Consider the following 14,865-nt stretch of genomic DNA (forward strand, 5'->3'; position numbering starts at 1 on the left):
TCATGCCTCCCCGAGTCGCTTCCGGTCAGGGCACTGCGCTGTGTCCTCACCAGGATCGATTCCCGATCCGAGAGTCACTTTTTCATTTTCAAAGATAATGAGCCCGCTGGGCATTCAGGGAGTAGAGACAATGCCGAAGTTGAGATCCGCCACCACCACCCACGGACGTAACATGGCCGGGGCCCGCGCCCTGTGGCGTGCCACCGGAATGACCGATCAGGATTTCGGCAAACCCATCATCGCCGTGGTCAACTCCTTCACCCAGTTCGTACCGGGCCACGTTCACCTCAAGGATCTGGGTCAGCTGGTGGCGCGCGAGATCGAAGCCGCTGGCGGCGTTGCCAAGGAGTTCAACACCATTGCCGTGGATGACGGCATCGCCATGGGCCACGGCGGCATGCTCTACTCCCTGCCGTCCCGCGAACTGATTGCCGACTCGGTGGAGTACATGGTCAACGCCCACTGCGCCGACGCCATGGTCTGCATCTCCAACTGCGACAAGATCACCCCGGGGATGCTGATGGCCGCTCTGCGCATCAATATCCCGGTCATTTTTGTCTCCGGCGGCCCGATGGAAGCAGGCAAGACCAAGCTCTCCGACCAGATCATCAAGCTGGATCTGGTGGATGCCATGATCCAGGGCGCCGACCCCAAGGTATCGGACGCCCAGAGCGAACAGGTGGAGCGCAGCGCCTGCCCCACCTGCGGCTCCTGCTCTGGTATGTTTACCGCGAACTCCATGAACTGCCTGACCGAGGCGCTCGGCCTCTCCCAGCCGGGCAACGGCTCCATGCTGGCGACCCACGCCGATCGCGAGCAGCTGTTCAAGCTGGCGGGCCAGCGCATCGTGACTCTGGCCAAGCGCTGGTATGAGCAGGACGATGCCTCGGCTCTGCCGCGCAATATCGCCACCAAGGCGGCGTTCGAGAATGCCATGGCGCTCGATATCGCCATGGGCGGCTCTACCAATACCGTGCTGCACCTGCTGGCGGCGGCGCAGGAGGCGGGGGTCGACTTCACCATGGCCGATATCGACCGCATGTCGCGCAAGGTACCGCAACTGTGCAAGGTGGCACCCTCCACCCAGAAGTACCATATGGAAGATGTACACCGCGCCGGCGGCGTGGTCGCCATTCTGGGCCAGCTGGAAAAAGCGGGTCTGGTACATGGCGATACCCGTACCGTGCTGGGTTGCTCCCTTGTCGAACAGCTCAATGAATATGACGTCAGCCGCCAGCCGAGTCAGGAGGTGGTGGACTTCTACCGCGCTGGCCCGGCCGGCATCCGCACCACCAAGGCGTTCAGTCAGGATTGCCGCTGGCCGGAGCTGGATCTGGACCGCGCCGAAGGGTGCATCCGCTCGCTCGACAACGCCTACAGCCAGGAGGGCGGCCTTGCGGTGCTCTCCGGTAACCTCGCGGTCAACGGTGCCATCGTCAAGACCGCCGGGGTGGATGAGGAGAACCTCACCTTCCGTGGCCCGGCCCGGGTGTTCGAGAGTCAGGAGAGCGCGGTGAGCGGCATCCTCGACGGCACAGTGAAAGCGGGTGAGGTGGTGGTGATCCGCTACGAAGGGCCGAAAGGGGGCCCGGGCATGCAGGAGATGCTCTACCCCACTACCTATCTGAAATCCATGGGCCTCGGCAAGGCGTGTGCCCTGATCACCGACGGCCGCTTCTCCGGCGGCACCTCGGGCCTCTCCATCGGTCACGTATCGCCGGAGGCCGCTTCCGGCGGCACCATAGGTCTGGTGGAGGATGGCGACATCATCAGCATCAACATCCCGGCCCGCAGCATGGTGCTGGAGGTGGCCGACAGCGTGCTGGCCGCCCGCCGTGTCGCCGTCGAGGCTCGGGGCTGGAAGCCGCTCGATCGTCAGCGTCAGGTCTCCTTTGCCCTGCGCGCCTACGCCATGTTCGCCACCAGCGCCGACAAGGGTGCGGTACGAGACCGCGCAATGTTGGGGGAATAAAGATGAATGCCAATATGAAATATGAACAATCGACCCGATTGGTCGGTCTTTGCGCCGACAAAGGGTTGGTGTGGCGCGATCGCTCAATGCTGGGGGAATAAATCATGGTCTCTGCGGCTGATTATCTACGCAAGGTGCTGCTCTCCCCCGTCTACGAGGCGGCGCGGGTGACCCCTTTGCAAACCCTGAAGAAACTCTCCGAGCGACTCGGCAATCACGTCAGCCTGAAGCGGGAGGATCTGCAACCGGTCCACTCCTTCAAGCTGCGCGGTGCCTACCACAAGATCGCCACCCTGACCCAGGAGCAGAAGGCGCGCGGCGTTATCGCCGCCTCTGCCGGCAACCATGCCCAAGGGGTCGCTCTGTCGGCCGCCAAACTCGGCATCAAGGCGATCATAGTGATGCCCAAGACCACGCCGGACATCAAGATCGACGCGGTGCGCCGTCAGGGCGGCAACGTCATGCTGTTTGGCAACAGTTTCGATGAGGCCTACGGCGAGAGCCGCCGCCTCGCCGAGTTGGAGGGCTACACCCTGATCCCGCCGTTCGACGACGTCGAGGTGATTGCCGGGCAGGGCACCATCGGCAAGGAGCTGCTGGAGCAGGATACCCACCTCACTCACGTCTTCGTGCCGGTGGGGGGCGGCGGCCTGGCCGCCGGGGTGGCGGTCTATATCAAGCAGCTGCTGCCGGATGTGAAGGTGATCGGGGTGGAGGCGGAAGGCTCCGCCTGCCTCAAGGCTGCGCTGGCGGCCGGCGAGCCGGTCAATCTGGAGCGGGTCTCCCTGTTTGCGGACGGGGTGGCGGTCAAGCGCATCGGCGAAGAGACCTTCCGCCTGTGCAACCAGTATCTGGACGAGGTGGTGACCGTCTCCAACGACCAGATTTGCGCCGCGCTGAAAGACATCTTCGACGACTGCCGCGCCATTGCCGAGCCGTCGGGGGCCCTGTCGCTGGCCGGCCTCAAGGCCTATAGCGAGCGTGAGCAGGTCAAGGGGGGCCGGATGGCGGCCATTTTGTCCGGCGCCAACGTCAACTTCCACAGCCTGCGCTACGTGTCGGAGCGCTGCGAGATCGGCGAGAAGCGCGAGGGCATGCTGGCGGTGACCATCCCCGAGCGCAAGGGGGCCTTCCTCGACTTCTGCCGTCAGCTGGGACCCCGCATGGTGACCGAGTTCAACTACCGCTACGCCGATGCCGAGCAGGCGTCGCTGTTTGTCTCGGTACGTCTCACCGGCGGTGATGAGGAGCTCGGTCAGATCATCGAGCAGCTCGGTGGCAACGGCTATCCGGTGGTCAACATGACCGAGAGTGAGCTGGCCAAGAACCACGTGCGCTACATGATTGGCGGCCGCCCGGCCCGGCCCCTCGGTGAGCGTCTTTACAGCTTCAAGTTCCCGGAGCAGCCGGGTGCCCTGATGCGCTTCCTCGAGACCCTGGGCTGTCGCTGGAACATCAGCCTGTTCCACTACCGCAACCACGGTGCCGACTACGGGCGGGTGCTGTGCGCGTTCGAGCTGCCGGACGAGGACGTGGCCGCCTTCCACGACTACCTGCGCGAGATTGGCTACGGCTGGAAAGAGGTGAGCGACGACCCCGCCTACCGGCTGTTTCTGGCTAGTTGATGCTGCGATGAGGAGAGAGGGAGGCGGTTGCCTCCCTCTCTGTTTCAGGCTGTGGCCGGTCGCTTGCGTCGCAGCATTTGAAAACCATAAGCCAGCGTCATTAGCAGCAGGGTGCCCGGCAATACGGTCTGCCACAGGAAGGCTGGTTCCTGTCCCGTCATCAGGATCAGCAAGGGGTTGGCGCCAGCAGGGGGGTGGATCAGATTCAATCCCTGCATCAGGGCGATGGCCAGCCCTGTTGCCAGCGCCATCTGTACTTCAGCAGGGAGGGGAAGCATGCCGATCACCAGTCCGACGCAGGCCGTCAGCAGGTGTCCACCCAGCACGTTTTTGGGGCGCGCCAGCGGACTATCGGGCAGGGAAAACAGCAACACACAGCTGGCCCCGAAAGGTGCCATGACCAGCGCCACGTGCCAGCTCAGATTGAGCCCTCCCAATATGCCGATGGTGAGTGCGGTGCCTACACCTGCCCATAGCGGGCCATACCATTTCGTCATCATGTTTTCCTCTTGGTTTGTCAGAACTGCTTAGGCACATTAGGTAGACAGATCGGTGTACTTCAAGAGGCAAATCATGAGCGAGAAGCGTCAACAACTGGTGGCGACGGCTTACCGTCTGTTCAACCGTCATGGCTTTCATGCCACCGGCATAGATCGCATCTGGGCCGAGGCGGGGAGTACCAAGCGCACCCTCTATCGCCACTTCCCGACCAAGGATGCCTTGATTGAGGAGGTGCTGCTCGCTCGTGACCGGGAGTTCTTCGCCCTGCTTGACCAACGGCTGGCCGACGTGACCGGACGCGAAGCTCGCCTGCAGGCGCTGTTTGACGGCTTTGCAGAGTGGTTTGGCCGCTCTGATTTCTATGGCTGCAACTTTATCAACGCCAGCGCCGAGTTTGCCGACCCGCGCCATCCGGTGCGCAAGCTGGTGATGGCCCATAAGCAGGCGTTACTGGGCTGGGTGATAAACCAGCTCGATTGCTCTCTGGCACAGGCCACCGGGCTTTGCCTGCTGCTGGAGGGAGCGATCGTGATGGCCCACAGCTATCAACAGCCACTGGCGCTGGAGCAGGCCAGAATGCTGGCAAAGACCATTTTGACCGACGATACCGCGATAATGCAGGCCGCTTCACACTCCTGAGCTGCTGGTCATTTGAGGCTGCGTTCGGATGGGATACCCTGATCGATGGAGAGGCCGCCTGACGGCTTCACACAGGGAGAGTGCGCACTCAGGCGCCGATAACGACTTATTGCAGAGGCAAAAAATATGAATAAATCCATGCTTGCCGTATTGGTCAGCGGTTTGCTGGCGGCCGGTGCTGTTCACGCCGCCGCGCAGGATAATACCTGGTACGCCGGTGGCAAGGCCGGTTGGTCAAAGTATTTTGACGTCGATCAGAAGCAGGTGGTTTCCAGCACCTTGGGAGCGCTCGGCAATACAGGTACTAGCCAAGATGCTCTTGGATTGGGTGCGTTTGCCGGGTACCAGGTTAACCCTAATCTGGCGTTTGAGCTGGGTTATGACTGGTTTGGCAAGTACACCTCATCCGGCGAGATGAGTGGGATCAAGATCGAAGGTGAAGCCAAGAGTCAGATGATTCAGGCCACCATGAAGATCAGCTTCCCGGTTAACGATGTGTTCGATCTGTATGGCCGGATTGGTGGTGGCTATGCCTGGACCAATAGTGAGCTATCAGCCCGCACCGCTACCGATTTCATCAAGGAAAGTGGTAACAAGCATGGTGCCGCCTTCGTCGGGGCGTTGGGTGCCGAATACGCCATCGATCGTGATTGGGCTGCCCGTCTGGAGTACCAGTACACCACCCCGCTGGGGGATGCGTCTCTCGATCGCTCCGGCATCGAAATGGACAACGGCCTGATCTCGTTCGGTATGCTCTATCGCTTCGGCCAGCAAGGTGGCGAGGTTGCTGCACCGGCACCTGCGCCGGCTGTCGAACCGGCCCCGGTAGTGGTGGTGGAACCCAAGACCTTCAGCCTGAGCTCCGATGTGCTGTTCGAGTTCAACAAGGCAACTCTGAAACCTGCGGCTAATCAGGCGCTTGATAACCTGTTTAGCCAGATTGTGGCAGCCAATCCGAAAGATGGCGTCGCAACTGTTATCGGTTATACCGACCGCATCGGCTCCGACAACTACAACCAGTCCCTCTCCGAGCAGCGGGCCCAGAGCGTGGCCAGCTATCTGGTATCCAAAGGCTTGTATGCCGACAAGGTGCGGGTCGAGGGACGTGGCAAGGCTAATCCGGTCACTGGCAACAGCTGTGCCAGCCGCTCCAAACAGGAGCTGATCGCCTGTCTGGCACCGGATCGCCGGGTGGAAATTCATCTGGAAGGGGTTTCCCAGCCTGCCCAATAAGTAGAGCGATGGGGGCGATCAATGTAAAAACGGGAGGCTTGGCCTCCCGTTTCTTATGGGGTGTTTACTATGTCGAGCATCAGAGCCCGAACAGCGGACGCAGGCGAATGCCGATCAGGCTGCCTGCGAGGGCCATCAGCATCCAGACCCAACCGTGCAGACTGCCAGATGCTGTGCCATCAAAGAAACCGCCGAGGTTGCAGGCGGCGTACATGGCCCCCATCCCCATCAGCAGACCGCCGATGATGGATGCCAGGCTGTTGCCGAGCCGCATCGGGGCAAAGTTGCTGCCACCGCTGATGCTGCGTGCCAGCATGGCCCCCAGAATGCCGAGCCAGAACATGCCGACCATGGGGTTGAGAAAGAGCGGCTGAGCCAGTTTGGGGTGCCCCTCGAACAGACCGAACAGGGAGGCGCCGCGCAGCGCCATGTCATAGATGGCACCGGTGATGGTCCAGGCCGAGCCGTGCAGGGCGACCACGGAGGAGTTGAGCAGGGCGATGATGATGCCGCCGGTCAGCACGGTGAAGCGGCCATCGCGCCAGAACAGGTTGCCGCCGCTGAAGAGGGGCTTGAGTTCGCCGGTGCGTTTGAGCTCGCTGTTGCGAAACAGCAGGAACAGCACGGCAACCAGCGTCAGATTGAGCAGCATGCCGCTCCAGATATTGCCGGTCAGATCCCGGGCCAGCACAACATGGCTGGAGAAGGTGGCCTCCAGTTCGGGGCGGAACTGGTTGCTGATGAGGGTGCCGATGCCGTAGCAGATCAGCACCAGCCAGAAGCGGGGTTGCCCCTCGCCGCAGCAATAAAGAGTGCCGGTGGCACAGACGCCTGCCAGCTGCATGCCGATGCCGAACAGGAAGGCGCCGACGATGAAGGGAATGCCGATAGCCATCACGTTACCCACCATGGCATCGCCAAACAGGGCGTGACTAAAGGAGAGGAAGGTGGTGAACAGCAGAATTTCGATGGCGATGGTGAGCAGGTGAACCCGCACAAAGTAGCTGTTGCGCTTGGTCAGCATTTCGCGCCAACCGAACACGATGCCGAAGCGACTGAAGGAGAGGGTGAAGCCGAAGCCTCCTCCTAACAGGGCCATCAGGGCCCATTTCATACCAAAGGTGTTGCCGAGCCAGAGTAACGCTCCCCCCGCGAGTACCACGATGGGGAGCGACCATTTTCGAGTCATAACCGTTAATCCTTATAGCTGGATGAAGAGTTGGGAGTGCGGATCCTATTCCCTCATTGAGTCCAAGGCTATCGGTTTAGCAGAGTAAGAAGCGAGAAAATGGCATCTCGCTTATAGCTGTTTTGTTATTTACGGATTTGATTTTGATAGCGTGATGCTGTCCGCTCTGGTTGATCTTCTACCGTTGCGTAGCCCATCCAGACTGAACAGCACCAGCGCACTCCAGATGCAGGCGAAGGTGAGCAGTTTGTCCATCGCCAGCGCTTCCCCATAGAGAGTGACCGCAAGGATGAACATCATGCTGGGGCCAATGTACTGGAAGAAGCCCAGGGTCGAGAGCTTGAGCCGGGTAGCTGCGGCGGTGAAACAGAGCAGGGGGACTGTGGTGACGGCGCCAGCGGCGATCAGCAGCAGGTTGAGGTGCCAGTCGTTCTGGGTGAGATGGCTGGTGGGACTGTCGGCAAAGCCCCACAGATAGATGGCGGCTGGCGGCAGCATGATCATGGTTTCGATCAGCAGACCGGTGAGGGCATCGAGAGCCAGTTTTTTGCGCACCAGCCCATAGATGGCAAAGCTCGATGCCAGCACCAGCGCAATCCAGGGCAAGGAGCCAAAGGCGATAAGCTGGATTGCGACCCCGGCAAAGGCCAGGGCTACCGCCCACCACTGCAGGCGGCGCAGCTTCTCGCTCAGAAACACCATGCCCAGCAGCACGTTGAACAGCGGGTTGATGTAGTAGCCGAGGCTGGCATCCAGCATATGGCCATTGTTGATGGCCCAGATAAACAGCAGCCAGTTGCCGCCGACGGTGACCGAGGTAAAGGCCAGGATGAGCAGCACTTTTGGCTGGCGCAGCACAGCTTGTACCTTGTGCCACTGGCGACCTAGCAGGGTCAGCACCATCAGCAGCACGCAGGACCAGATCATCCGGTGGGTAAGGATTTCCGGGGCGGGTACAGCAGAGAGGGTTTTGAAATAGATGGGGGCCAGCCCCCAAAGGGTATAGGCGCACAGGGCGTAGATGACGCCCTGACGCTGGATCTGTTGCGGCATGCGGATGACCTTTACTGAAGCGTTGGATGCGGGAAAACATCGCAAAAAATCAGTGTAGCGATCCTTTTGCGGGGAAAGAAGCGAATAAACGAAGTTTGAGGGAAAGGAGGAGTGTGGCTGGCCGGTCAGCCTTTACCGCGGCGGATCTTGTCGACCTCCATCAACAGCCAGAGCATCAGGGCGATGGCGGAGATCCAGGGGCCCCAGGTCACGTAGGCCTCGCCGTGCCCCAGCACGAAGAACAGCAGGGGCAAACCGATCACCAGAAAAAGTACGCTTCCCAGAAAAAATAGCATTTTTGTCTTTATATTTAACACGTTGGCTTTTTTATCATTATAAGGATTGAGCCCGGTGATGGAAGGCCAAAAATGCAAAAGGGGGATTTCTCCCCCTTTTTGATCCGATAGCGCTGCTTTGTCGTGTTATTCCAGCTGAATCCAGGTGCTTTTCAGCTCGGTGTACTTCTCCAGCGCATGAAGTGACTTGTCGCGACCGTTGCCGGACTGCTTGAAGCCGCCAAACGGCATGGTCATGTCGCCACCATCCCAGTTGTTGACGAACACGGTACCGGCGCGCAGGGCGCGGGAGCCTTTCACCGCCTTGTTGAGATCCGCCGTCCAGATCGCTGCCGCCAGCCCATAGTCGGAGTCGTTGCCCAGCGCAATGGCCTCTTCCAGCGTATCGAAGCCGGTCACTGCCAGCACCGGGCCGAAGATCTCCTCGCGGAAGATGCGCATCTCGGGGGTCACGTCGTCGAAGATGGTGGGTTCGATATAGAAGCCGCCACTCTCCATATTGGTGCGGTTGCCGCCCAGCAGTAGCTTGGCCCCCTCCTGCTTGCCAATCTCGATATAGCGCAGCACCTGCTCCATCTGGATGTGATCCACCATGGCGCCGATCCGGGTAGCGGGATCGAGCGGGTTGGCCGAGATCCACTCGCGGGCATGAGCCAGCAGTCGCTCCATAAATTGCGGTTTGATGCTGTTTTGCACCAGCAGCCGAGAGGCGGCGGTACACACCTCGCCCTGGTTGTAGAAGATGGCGCCAGCGGCGCTCTTGGCCGCGGCGTCCAGATCCGGCGCATCCGCCAGTATGATGTTGGGGCTCTTGCCGCCGCACTCCATAAAGGCGCGCTTGAGGTTGGACTTGCCGGAGCACTCCACCAGATGTTTGCCGATCTTGGTGGAGCCGGTGAAGGTGATGCAGTCCACATCCATATGCATGGCCAGCACCTCACCCACTGTATGGCCAAAGCCCGGCAGCACGTTGAACACGCCGTCCGGAATACCCGCCTCCTTGGCCAGACCGGCGATACGCAGGGCCGTCAGCGGAGATTTCTCGGAAGGCTTGAGAATGACCGAGTTGCCGGTGGCGAGCGCCGGGCCCAGCTTCCAGCAGGCCATCACCAGCGGGAAGTTCCAGGGCACTATGGCGGCAACTACCCCGAGCGCTTCGCGGGTCACCAGCGCCAGGGCGGATTCCTCCACCGGGGCGACCTGATCGTAGATCTTGTCGATCGCTTCGGCGTTCCAGGCGATACAGTTGGCGGCGGCGGGGGCGTCATAGCCCATGGCATCGCCGATGGGTTTGCCCATATCCAGCGACTCCAGCAGCGCCAGCTCCACCTTGTTGAGGCGCATCAGCTCGGCGAAACGCTGCATGATCTGCTTGCGCTGTTTCGGCGGCAGGCCGCTCCAGCGTTTGTCCTCAAAAGCGGCACGCGCGGCCTGCACCGCCAGTTCGGCATCGGCGGCATCGCAGGCCGCCACCTTGGTCAGCAGCTTGCCGTTGGCCGGGTTGATGCAATCGAAGGTGGCGCCATTGACGGCATCCCGATAGCTGCCATTGATAAAGGCTTGCGAGGGCAGGGTCAGATGGGCGGCCTTGTGTTGCCACTGGGCCAGGGTCAGGTCACTCATGTTCACTCCTTGAACCGGCAAAAGTCAGTTTCCGCGTATCAATATGCTAAACATCCTGCCGCTTGTAAATCCACATTGTAACAATTCATTAAACATTGGCCGCTGGTTGACCCCTTATCACCCTGTTAGAAACTGGCGGGGGTGTTGGCCGAGATCAGTACGCACTCCTGTTCGCCCACATTGCGAAAGCGGTGGGGGGTGCGACTGTCGAAGTAGTAGCCATCTCCGGCGCCCAGCAGGTAGACCTGCTCGCCCACGGTCACTTCTACTTCGCCCTTGATGACGATGCCGCACTCTTCACCCTCGTGGCTCAGCATGTCGTCGCCGGTGTCGGCGCCCGGTGGCAATACCTCCTGTAACATGCCGATGGCACGGTTGGCGCGGCTGTGACCCACCAGTCGGTAGCTGATGGGGTGGGTGCCGAGGTCCGGCATGTCGGCGGCGCGGAAGATCACTTCTGAGTCCATTTCGGTCTCGTCGGTAAAAAAACTGGCCAGCGACATGGGGATACCTTCCAGCACCTTGCGCAGGGAGGCAACAGAGGGGCTCACCTGATTTTTCTCGATCTGGGAGATAAATCCGTTGGTCACACCGGAGCGTTTGGCCAGCTCGCGCTGGGAGAGGGCTGCCTGGGTGCGAACCGCCTTGAGGCGGTGACCGATATCCATCTATAGACACTCCTTGACTGTTTACTATTATTAAAATTGTGTTAAATATCTTATACCACCCTGCTGATGTGTCTAGCCTGGGTGGCATCAGGCAGGGCTATAATGAGCCCCTTTTTATGGATTCGGGTGTTTAATTTAATAGGCATTAGCCGGAAGTTGCTAAACACCTTAAGGATGAGGTGACCATGAAACCGATCAGCGACATCAATACGCCCTCCGACATGTCCGCCTTCTGGATGCCGTTCACCGCCAACCAGCAGTTCAAGGCGGCGCCGCGTATCCTGAAGTCGGCAGAGGGGATGTATTATCACTCAGAGGATGGCCGCAAGATACTGGATGGCACAGCCGGACTCTGGTGTTGCAACGCGGGCCATGGTCGGCGCGAGATTGCCGAGGCGGTCTCCCAGCAGATTTCCCACCTCGATTTTGCCCCCACTTTCCAGATGGGCCACCCGCTGCCGTTCGAGCTGGCCAACAAGCTGGTGGAGATCGCTCCCAAGGGCTTTGGCCACGTCTTCTACACCAACTCCGGCTCAGAGTCAGTCGATACCGCGCTCAAAATCGCGCTGGCCTGGCAGCGGGCTCGCGGTCAGGGCACCCGTACCCGGCTGATTGGCCGCGAGCGTGGCTATCACGGGGTCGGCTTTGGCGGCATCTCGGTGGGGGGGATCCCTGGCAACCGCAAGTGGTTCGGCTCCCTGCTGACCGGGGTGGATCATCTGCCCCATACCCTCAACATCGCCAAGAATGCCTTCACCAAAGGACTGCCCGAGGAGGATGTGGCGCTGGCCGACGAGTTGGAGAAGATCGTCTTCCTGCACGATGCCAGCAATATCGCGGCGGTGATTGTCGAGCCCATCGCTGGCAGTACCGGCGTGCTGATGCCCCCCAAAGGCTACCTCAAGCGGCTGCGGGAGATCTGTACCAAACACGGCATCCTGCTGATTTTTGACGAGGTGATCACCGGTTTCGGTCGCCTCGGCTCCCCCTTCGCCGCACAGGAGTTCGATGTCATCCCCGACATGATCACTTGCGCCAAGGGGCTCACCAACGGCGCTATCCCGATGGGGGCTGTGCTGGTGCAGAAGCACATTTATGACGACATGATGGCGGCAGGAAAGGGGGCTATCGAGCTGTTCCACGGCTACACCTACTCCGGCCATCCGGTGGCTGCTGCTGCGGGTCTGGCGACCCTCGAGATCTATCGCAACGAGAACCTGCTCAGCCGCGCCGCCGATCTGGCGGGCTACTGGGAGGAGGCGGTTCACTCTCTCAAGGGGTGCAAGCATGTCAAAGACATTCGCAACTACGGGCTGGTGGCGGGTATCGAGCTGGAATCCATGCCGGATGCACCGGGCAAGCGCGCCTATGAGGTGTTTGTTCGCTGCTTCGAGCAGGGGGCGCTTATCCGGGTGACTGGCGACATCATCGCCCTGTCGCCACCCCTCATCATAGAGCGCAGCCAGATCGACGATCTCTTTACCCTGCTGCAGGATGCCCTGCAGGCACAACCCTAACCCATTTGATGGCCCCGCACTGGCGGGGCCTTGCGTTGGTTTGCTTAGCGCATTTACCACATCAGTTATCACGGAGGATACATGACATACAGGGTCAGCAACTTCATTAACGGCCAGCCGCAGGAGAGTCGCAGCGAGCGCCAGGGTGCCATCTTCAATCCCGCCTGCGGCAAGCAGCAGGGGAGCGTCGGGCTTTCCAGCGCCGCCGAGTGTCAGGAGGCGATCGCCATCGCCGAGCGCGCCTTTGCAGACTGGTCACAAACCCCGCCGCTGGTGCGGGCCCGGGTCTTTTTCCGCTTCAAGGAGTTGATGGAGCAACACAGGGACGAGCTGGCCCAGCTCATCAGCCGCGAGCATGGCAAGGTCTTCTCCGATGCCCAGGGTGAGTTGACCCGCGGGCTGGAGGTGGTGGAGTTTGCCTGCGGCATTCCCCATCTGCTCAAGGGGGAGCACTCCCTCAACGTCGGTCGCGGGGTAGACAGCTACTCCATGATGCAACCGGTGGGGGTCTGCGCCGGTATCACCCCGTTCAACTTCCCGGCCATGGTGCCGCTCTGGATGTTCCCGGTCGCCATCGCCTGCGGCAACACCTTTATCCTCAAACCCTCCGAGAAGGATCCCTCCCTCTCGCTGCGGATGGCCGAGCTGCTCAAGGAGGCCGGTCTGCCGGACGGCGTGCTCAACGTGGTGAACGGTGACAAGGAGGTGGTGGATGTGCTGCTGACCGATCCACGGGTCGGTGCCGTGTCGTTTGTCGGCTCCACCCCCATCGCCCAGTACATCTATTCAACTGCCTCCGCCCACGGCAAGCGAGTTCAGGCGCTGGGCGGCGCCAAGAACCACATGGTGGTGATGCCGGATGCGGATCTCGATCAGGCTGTCTCTGCCCTGATGGGGGCCGCTTATGGGGCGGCGGGCGAGCGCTGCATGGCCATCTCGGTGGCGGTGGTGGTGGGTGACGAGACCGCCGATGCGCTGGTGGCCAAGCTGACGCCGCTGGTGGAAAAACTGCGGGTGGGCCCTGGGCTGGGCCAGAGCCCGGAAAGCGAGATGGGGCCGCTCATCAGCCAAGAGCATCTGGCCAAGGTGCGCGGCTACGTGGATCAGGGGGTGGCCGAAGGGGCCGCGCTGCGGGTCGATGGCCGCACCCTGAACCACGACGAGGGTTACTTTATCGGGGGTTGCCTGTTTGACGAGGTGACGCCAGAGATGCGCATCTACCGTGAGGAGATCTTCGGCCCTGTGCTCTCCATTGTGCGGGTGCCGGACTACGAGACGGCGCTGCGCCTCATCAACGAGCACGAGTACGGCAACGGCACCGCCATCTTTACCTGTGACGGCGACACCGCGCGGGACTTCACGGCGCGGGTGCAGGTCGGTATGGTGGGGGTGAACGTCCCCATTCCGGTGCCGATGGCGTTTCACAGCTTTGGCGGCTGGAAGCGCTCCATCTTCGGGCCGCTCAATATGCACGGGCCGGACGGAGTTCGCTTCTATACCCGGATGAAGACGGTGACAGCGCGCTGGCCCCAGAGCCTGCGCAGCGGTGCCGAGTTCTCCATGCCAACCATGAAGTGATGAGCCCGAGGCTCACCACTATGACTTGATTATCCTGCCCCCGCAGATTGCTGATCTGCGGGGGCACTTCTGTAAAGGAGCAACAGATGCGATTGGGAATTCTCGATTGTGACCGGCTCGATCCTGATCTGGCGGATCGTTTTGGCCCCGTCTACTCCGAGATGTTTATCAGGGGGTTTCAGCCGCTGGCACCCGAGCTGGAATTTCGGGTCTGGTCAGCCATCGATGGCGAATTGCCGGAAGATCTGCACGAGTGTGATGCCTGGCTTATCACCGGCTCGCGCCACGATGCTTACAGCGATATCCCCTGGATCCAGGCCCTGAGGGCGTGGATCCGTCAGGCCCACGATGCCGACGTCAAGCTGGCCGGGATCTGCTTCGGTCATCAGGTGATCGCCCAGGCGCTGGGGGGCGAAGTGGTGAAGTCCACCAAGGGGTGGGGGCTGGGGGTGGCGGTGCACCCCATGTTGGCAGATGAGCCCTGGATGGCGCCGGCGCGGGATCAGATCCGCATTCTGGCCAGTCATCAGGATCAGGTGGCCCTGCTGCCACCGGGAGCAACCCGGCTGGCGGGCAACGATTTTTGTCCCAACTTCATGTTTTTGCAGGGTGATCACATCGTCGCCATTCAGGGGCATCCGGAGTTCTCGGTGGAGTACAACCGGGCGCTGATCGAACGGCGTCGTGGCCTGTTGCCCGACGAGCGCTACCAGAGCAGCCTCTCCTCGCTGGAGGGGGAGGTGGATTCGGCGACCATGATGCAGTGGCTGCTGCAGTTTCTGGGGATCCTGCCGCTGCGGGCTGGCGCGGCCTGAACCCGGTTTGTCAGCCACCCCTTCGGATGCTAGATTTTGTAGCAAAATGAAGGATCAAGCGCTGAGATGTCGGGATCGGATGGTACACTGGCCGCCTATGTGGCGGCCTGTTTTTCTGGCTTGATTGCCGTCCCGGCCTGAGCCAAACCTGTCTGA

13 protein-coding genes are annotated in these 14,865 nt (G+C 60.9%); 7 read left to right on the plus strand and 6 right to left on the minus strand.

Annotated elements, in window-relative coordinates; translation table 11 throughout:
- The first annotated feature begins 130 nt into the window (after positions 1 to 130).
- Positions 131 to 1,972, plus strand: coding sequence for a dihydroxy-acid dehydratase (ilvD, locus tag BN1117_RS04255; RefSeq protein ID WP_040095088.1), 1,842 nt, complete (start codon positions 131 to 133; stop codon positions 1,970 to 1,972).
- Positions 1,973 to 2,076: 104 nt separating this feature from the next.
- The gene (ilvA, locus tag BN1117_RS04260) at positions 2,077 to 3,597 is read left to right on the plus strand and encodes a threonine ammonia-lyase, biosynthetic (protein ID WP_040095090.1); all 1,521 of its coding nucleotides are present in this window, start codon (positions 2,077 to 2,079) and stop codon (positions 3,595 to 3,597) included.
- Positions 3,598 to 3,641: 44 nt separating this feature from the next.
- On the opposite strand, the gene BN1117_RS04265 is transcribed toward ilvA, so the two are convergent.
- The gene (locus BN1117_RS04265) at positions 3,642 to 4,094 is read right to left on the minus strand and encodes an HPP family protein (protein WP_040095184.1); all 453 of its coding nucleotides are present in this window, start codon (positions 4,092 to 4,094) and stop codon (positions 3,642 to 3,644) included.
- 76 nt (positions 4,095 to 4,170) lie between these two features.
- Here BN1117_RS04265 and BN1117_RS04270 point away from each other — a divergent pair, with 76 nt between their 5' ends.
- Together BN1117_RS04270 and ompA are read left to right on the plus strand one after the other, a co-directional pair.
- Positions 4,171 to 4,737 carry a TetR/AcrR family transcriptional regulator gene (locus BN1117_RS04270; RefSeq protein WP_040095091.1) on the plus strand — a complete coding sequence of 189 codons (567 nt, stop codon included), beginning with the start codon at positions 4,171 to 4,173 and terminating at the stop codon, positions 4,735 to 4,737.
- Positions 4,738 to 4,863: 126 nt separating this feature from the next.
- Positions 4,864 to 5,970, plus strand: a complete 1,107-nt coding sequence (gene ompA, locus BN1117_RS04275; protein ID WP_040095093.1) for a porin OmpA — start codon at positions 4,864 to 4,866, stop codon at positions 5,968 to 5,970.
- A 79-nt stretch (positions 5,971 to 6,049) separates the two neighbouring features.
- Here ompA and BN1117_RS04280 read toward each other — a convergent pair whose 3' ends face one another.
- From BN1117_RS04280 to BN1117_RS04295, 5 genes are all read right to left on the minus strand, one after another.
- The gene (locus BN1117_RS04280) at positions 6,050 to 7,159 is read right to left on the minus strand and encodes a YeeE/YedE family protein (protein ID WP_209435224.1); all 1,110 of its coding nucleotides are present in this window, start codon (positions 7,157 to 7,159) and stop codon (positions 6,050 to 6,052) included.
- Between the two features lie 129 nt (positions 7,160 to 7,288).
- On the minus strand, positions 7,289 to 8,212 hold the full coding sequence (rarD, locus tag BN1117_RS04285) for an EamA family transporter RarD (protein ID WP_040095095.1): 924 nt from the start codon (positions 8,210 to 8,212) through the stop codon (positions 7,289 to 7,291).
- 125 nt (positions 8,213 to 8,337) lie between these two features.
- Positions 8,338 to 8,508, minus strand: a complete 171-nt coding sequence (locus tag BN1117_RS19340) for a hypothetical protein (protein ID WP_167334811.1) — start codon at positions 8,506 to 8,508, stop codon at positions 8,338 to 8,340.
- Positions 8,509 to 8,634: 126 nt separating this feature from the next.
- Complete coding sequence (locus BN1117_RS04290; protein ID WP_040095097.1) at positions 8,635 to 10,131, minus strand: aldehyde dehydrogenase; 1,497 nt, start codon at positions 10,129 to 10,131, stop codon at positions 8,635 to 8,637.
- A gap of 125 nt (positions 10,132 to 10,256) precedes the next feature.
- Complete coding sequence (locus BN1117_RS04295; protein WP_040095098.1) at positions 10,257 to 10,799, minus strand: cupin domain-containing protein; 543 nt, start codon at positions 10,797 to 10,799, stop codon at positions 10,257 to 10,259.
- 185 nt (positions 10,800 to 10,984) lie between these two features.
- Here BN1117_RS04295 and aptA point away from each other — a divergent pair, with 185 nt between their 5' ends.
- The 3 genes from aptA (at position 10,985) to BN1117_RS04310 (ending at position 14,709) form a co-directional block, all read left to right on the plus strand.
- Positions 10,985 to 12,316, plus strand: a complete 1,332-nt coding sequence (gene aptA, locus BN1117_RS04300; RefSeq protein ID WP_040095100.1) for an omega-aminotransferase AptA — start codon at positions 10,985 to 10,987, stop codon at positions 12,314 to 12,316.
- Between the two features lie 81 nt (positions 12,317 to 12,397).
- Positions 12,398 to 13,894: a CoA-acylating methylmalonate-semialdehyde dehydrogenase gene (locus BN1117_RS04305; protein ID WP_040095101.1), complete on the plus strand. Its 1,497-nt coding sequence runs from the start codon at positions 12,398 to 12,400 to the stop codon at positions 13,892 to 13,894.
- Between the two features lie 86 nt (positions 13,895 to 13,980).
- Positions 13,981 to 14,709 (plus strand): glutamine amidotransferase-related protein, encoded by a 729-nt coding sequence (locus tag BN1117_RS04310; protein ID WP_040095103.1) that lies wholly within the window; start codon positions 13,981 to 13,983, stop codon positions 14,707 to 14,709.
- Positions 14,710 to 14,865: the final 156 nt, after the last annotated feature.

The sequence above is a fragment of the Aeromonas australiensis genome (assembly GCF_000819725.1).
In the GTDB taxonomy this organism is placed as follows: Bacteria; Pseudomonadota; Gammaproteobacteria; order Enterobacterales; family Aeromonadaceae; genus Aeromonas; species Aeromonas australiensis.

Excerpts from the sequence above, each read along its gene's own strand:
- ilvD (WP_040095088.1), top strand. The coding sequence starts at position 131 with ATGCCGAAGTTGAGATCCGCCACCACCACCCACGGACGTAACATGGCC.
- ilvA (WP_040095090.1), top strand. The coding sequence starts at position 2,077 with ATGGTCTCTGCGGCTGATTATCTACGCAAGGTGCTGCTCTCCCCCGTC.
- BN1117_RS04265 (WP_040095184.1), bottom strand. The coding sequence starts at position 4,094 with ATGACGAAATGGTATGGCCCGCTATGGGCAGGTGTAGGCACCGCACTC.
- BN1117_RS04270 (WP_040095091.1), top strand. The coding sequence starts at position 4,171 with ATGAGCGAGAAGCGTCAACAACTGGTGGCGACGGCTTACCGTCTGTTC.
- ompA (WP_040095093.1), top strand. The coding sequence starts at position 4,864 with ATGAATAAATCCATGCTTGCCGTATTGGTCAGCGGTTTGCTGGCGGCC.
- BN1117_RS04280 (WP_209435224.1), bottom strand. The coding sequence starts at position 7,159 with ATGACTCGAAAATGGTCGCTCCCCATCGTGGTACTCGCGGGGGGAGCG.
- rarD (WP_040095095.1), bottom strand. The coding sequence starts at position 8,212 with ATGCCGCAACAGATCCAGCGTCAGGGCGTCATCTACGCCCTGTGCGCC.
- BN1117_RS19340 (WP_167334811.1), bottom strand. The coding sequence starts at position 8,508 with ATGCTATTTTTTCTGGGAAGCGTACTTTTTCTGGTGATCGGTTTGCCC.
- BN1117_RS04290 (WP_040095097.1), bottom strand. The coding sequence starts at position 10,131 with ATGAGTGACCTGACCCTGGCCCAGTGGCAACACAAGGCCGCCCATCTG.
- BN1117_RS04295 (WP_040095098.1), bottom strand. The coding sequence starts at position 10,799 with ATGGATATCGGTCACCGCCTCAAGGCGGTTCGCACCCAGGCAGCCCTC.
- aptA (WP_040095100.1), top strand. The coding sequence starts at position 10,985 with ATGAAACCGATCAGCGACATCAATACGCCCTCCGACATGTCCGCCTTC.
- BN1117_RS04305 (WP_040095101.1), top strand. The coding sequence starts at position 12,398 with ATGACATACAGGGTCAGCAACTTCATTAACGGCCAGCCGCAGGAGAGT.
- BN1117_RS04310 (WP_040095103.1), top strand. The coding sequence starts at position 13,981 with ATGCGATTGGGAATTCTCGATTGTGACCGGCTCGATCCTGATCTGGCG.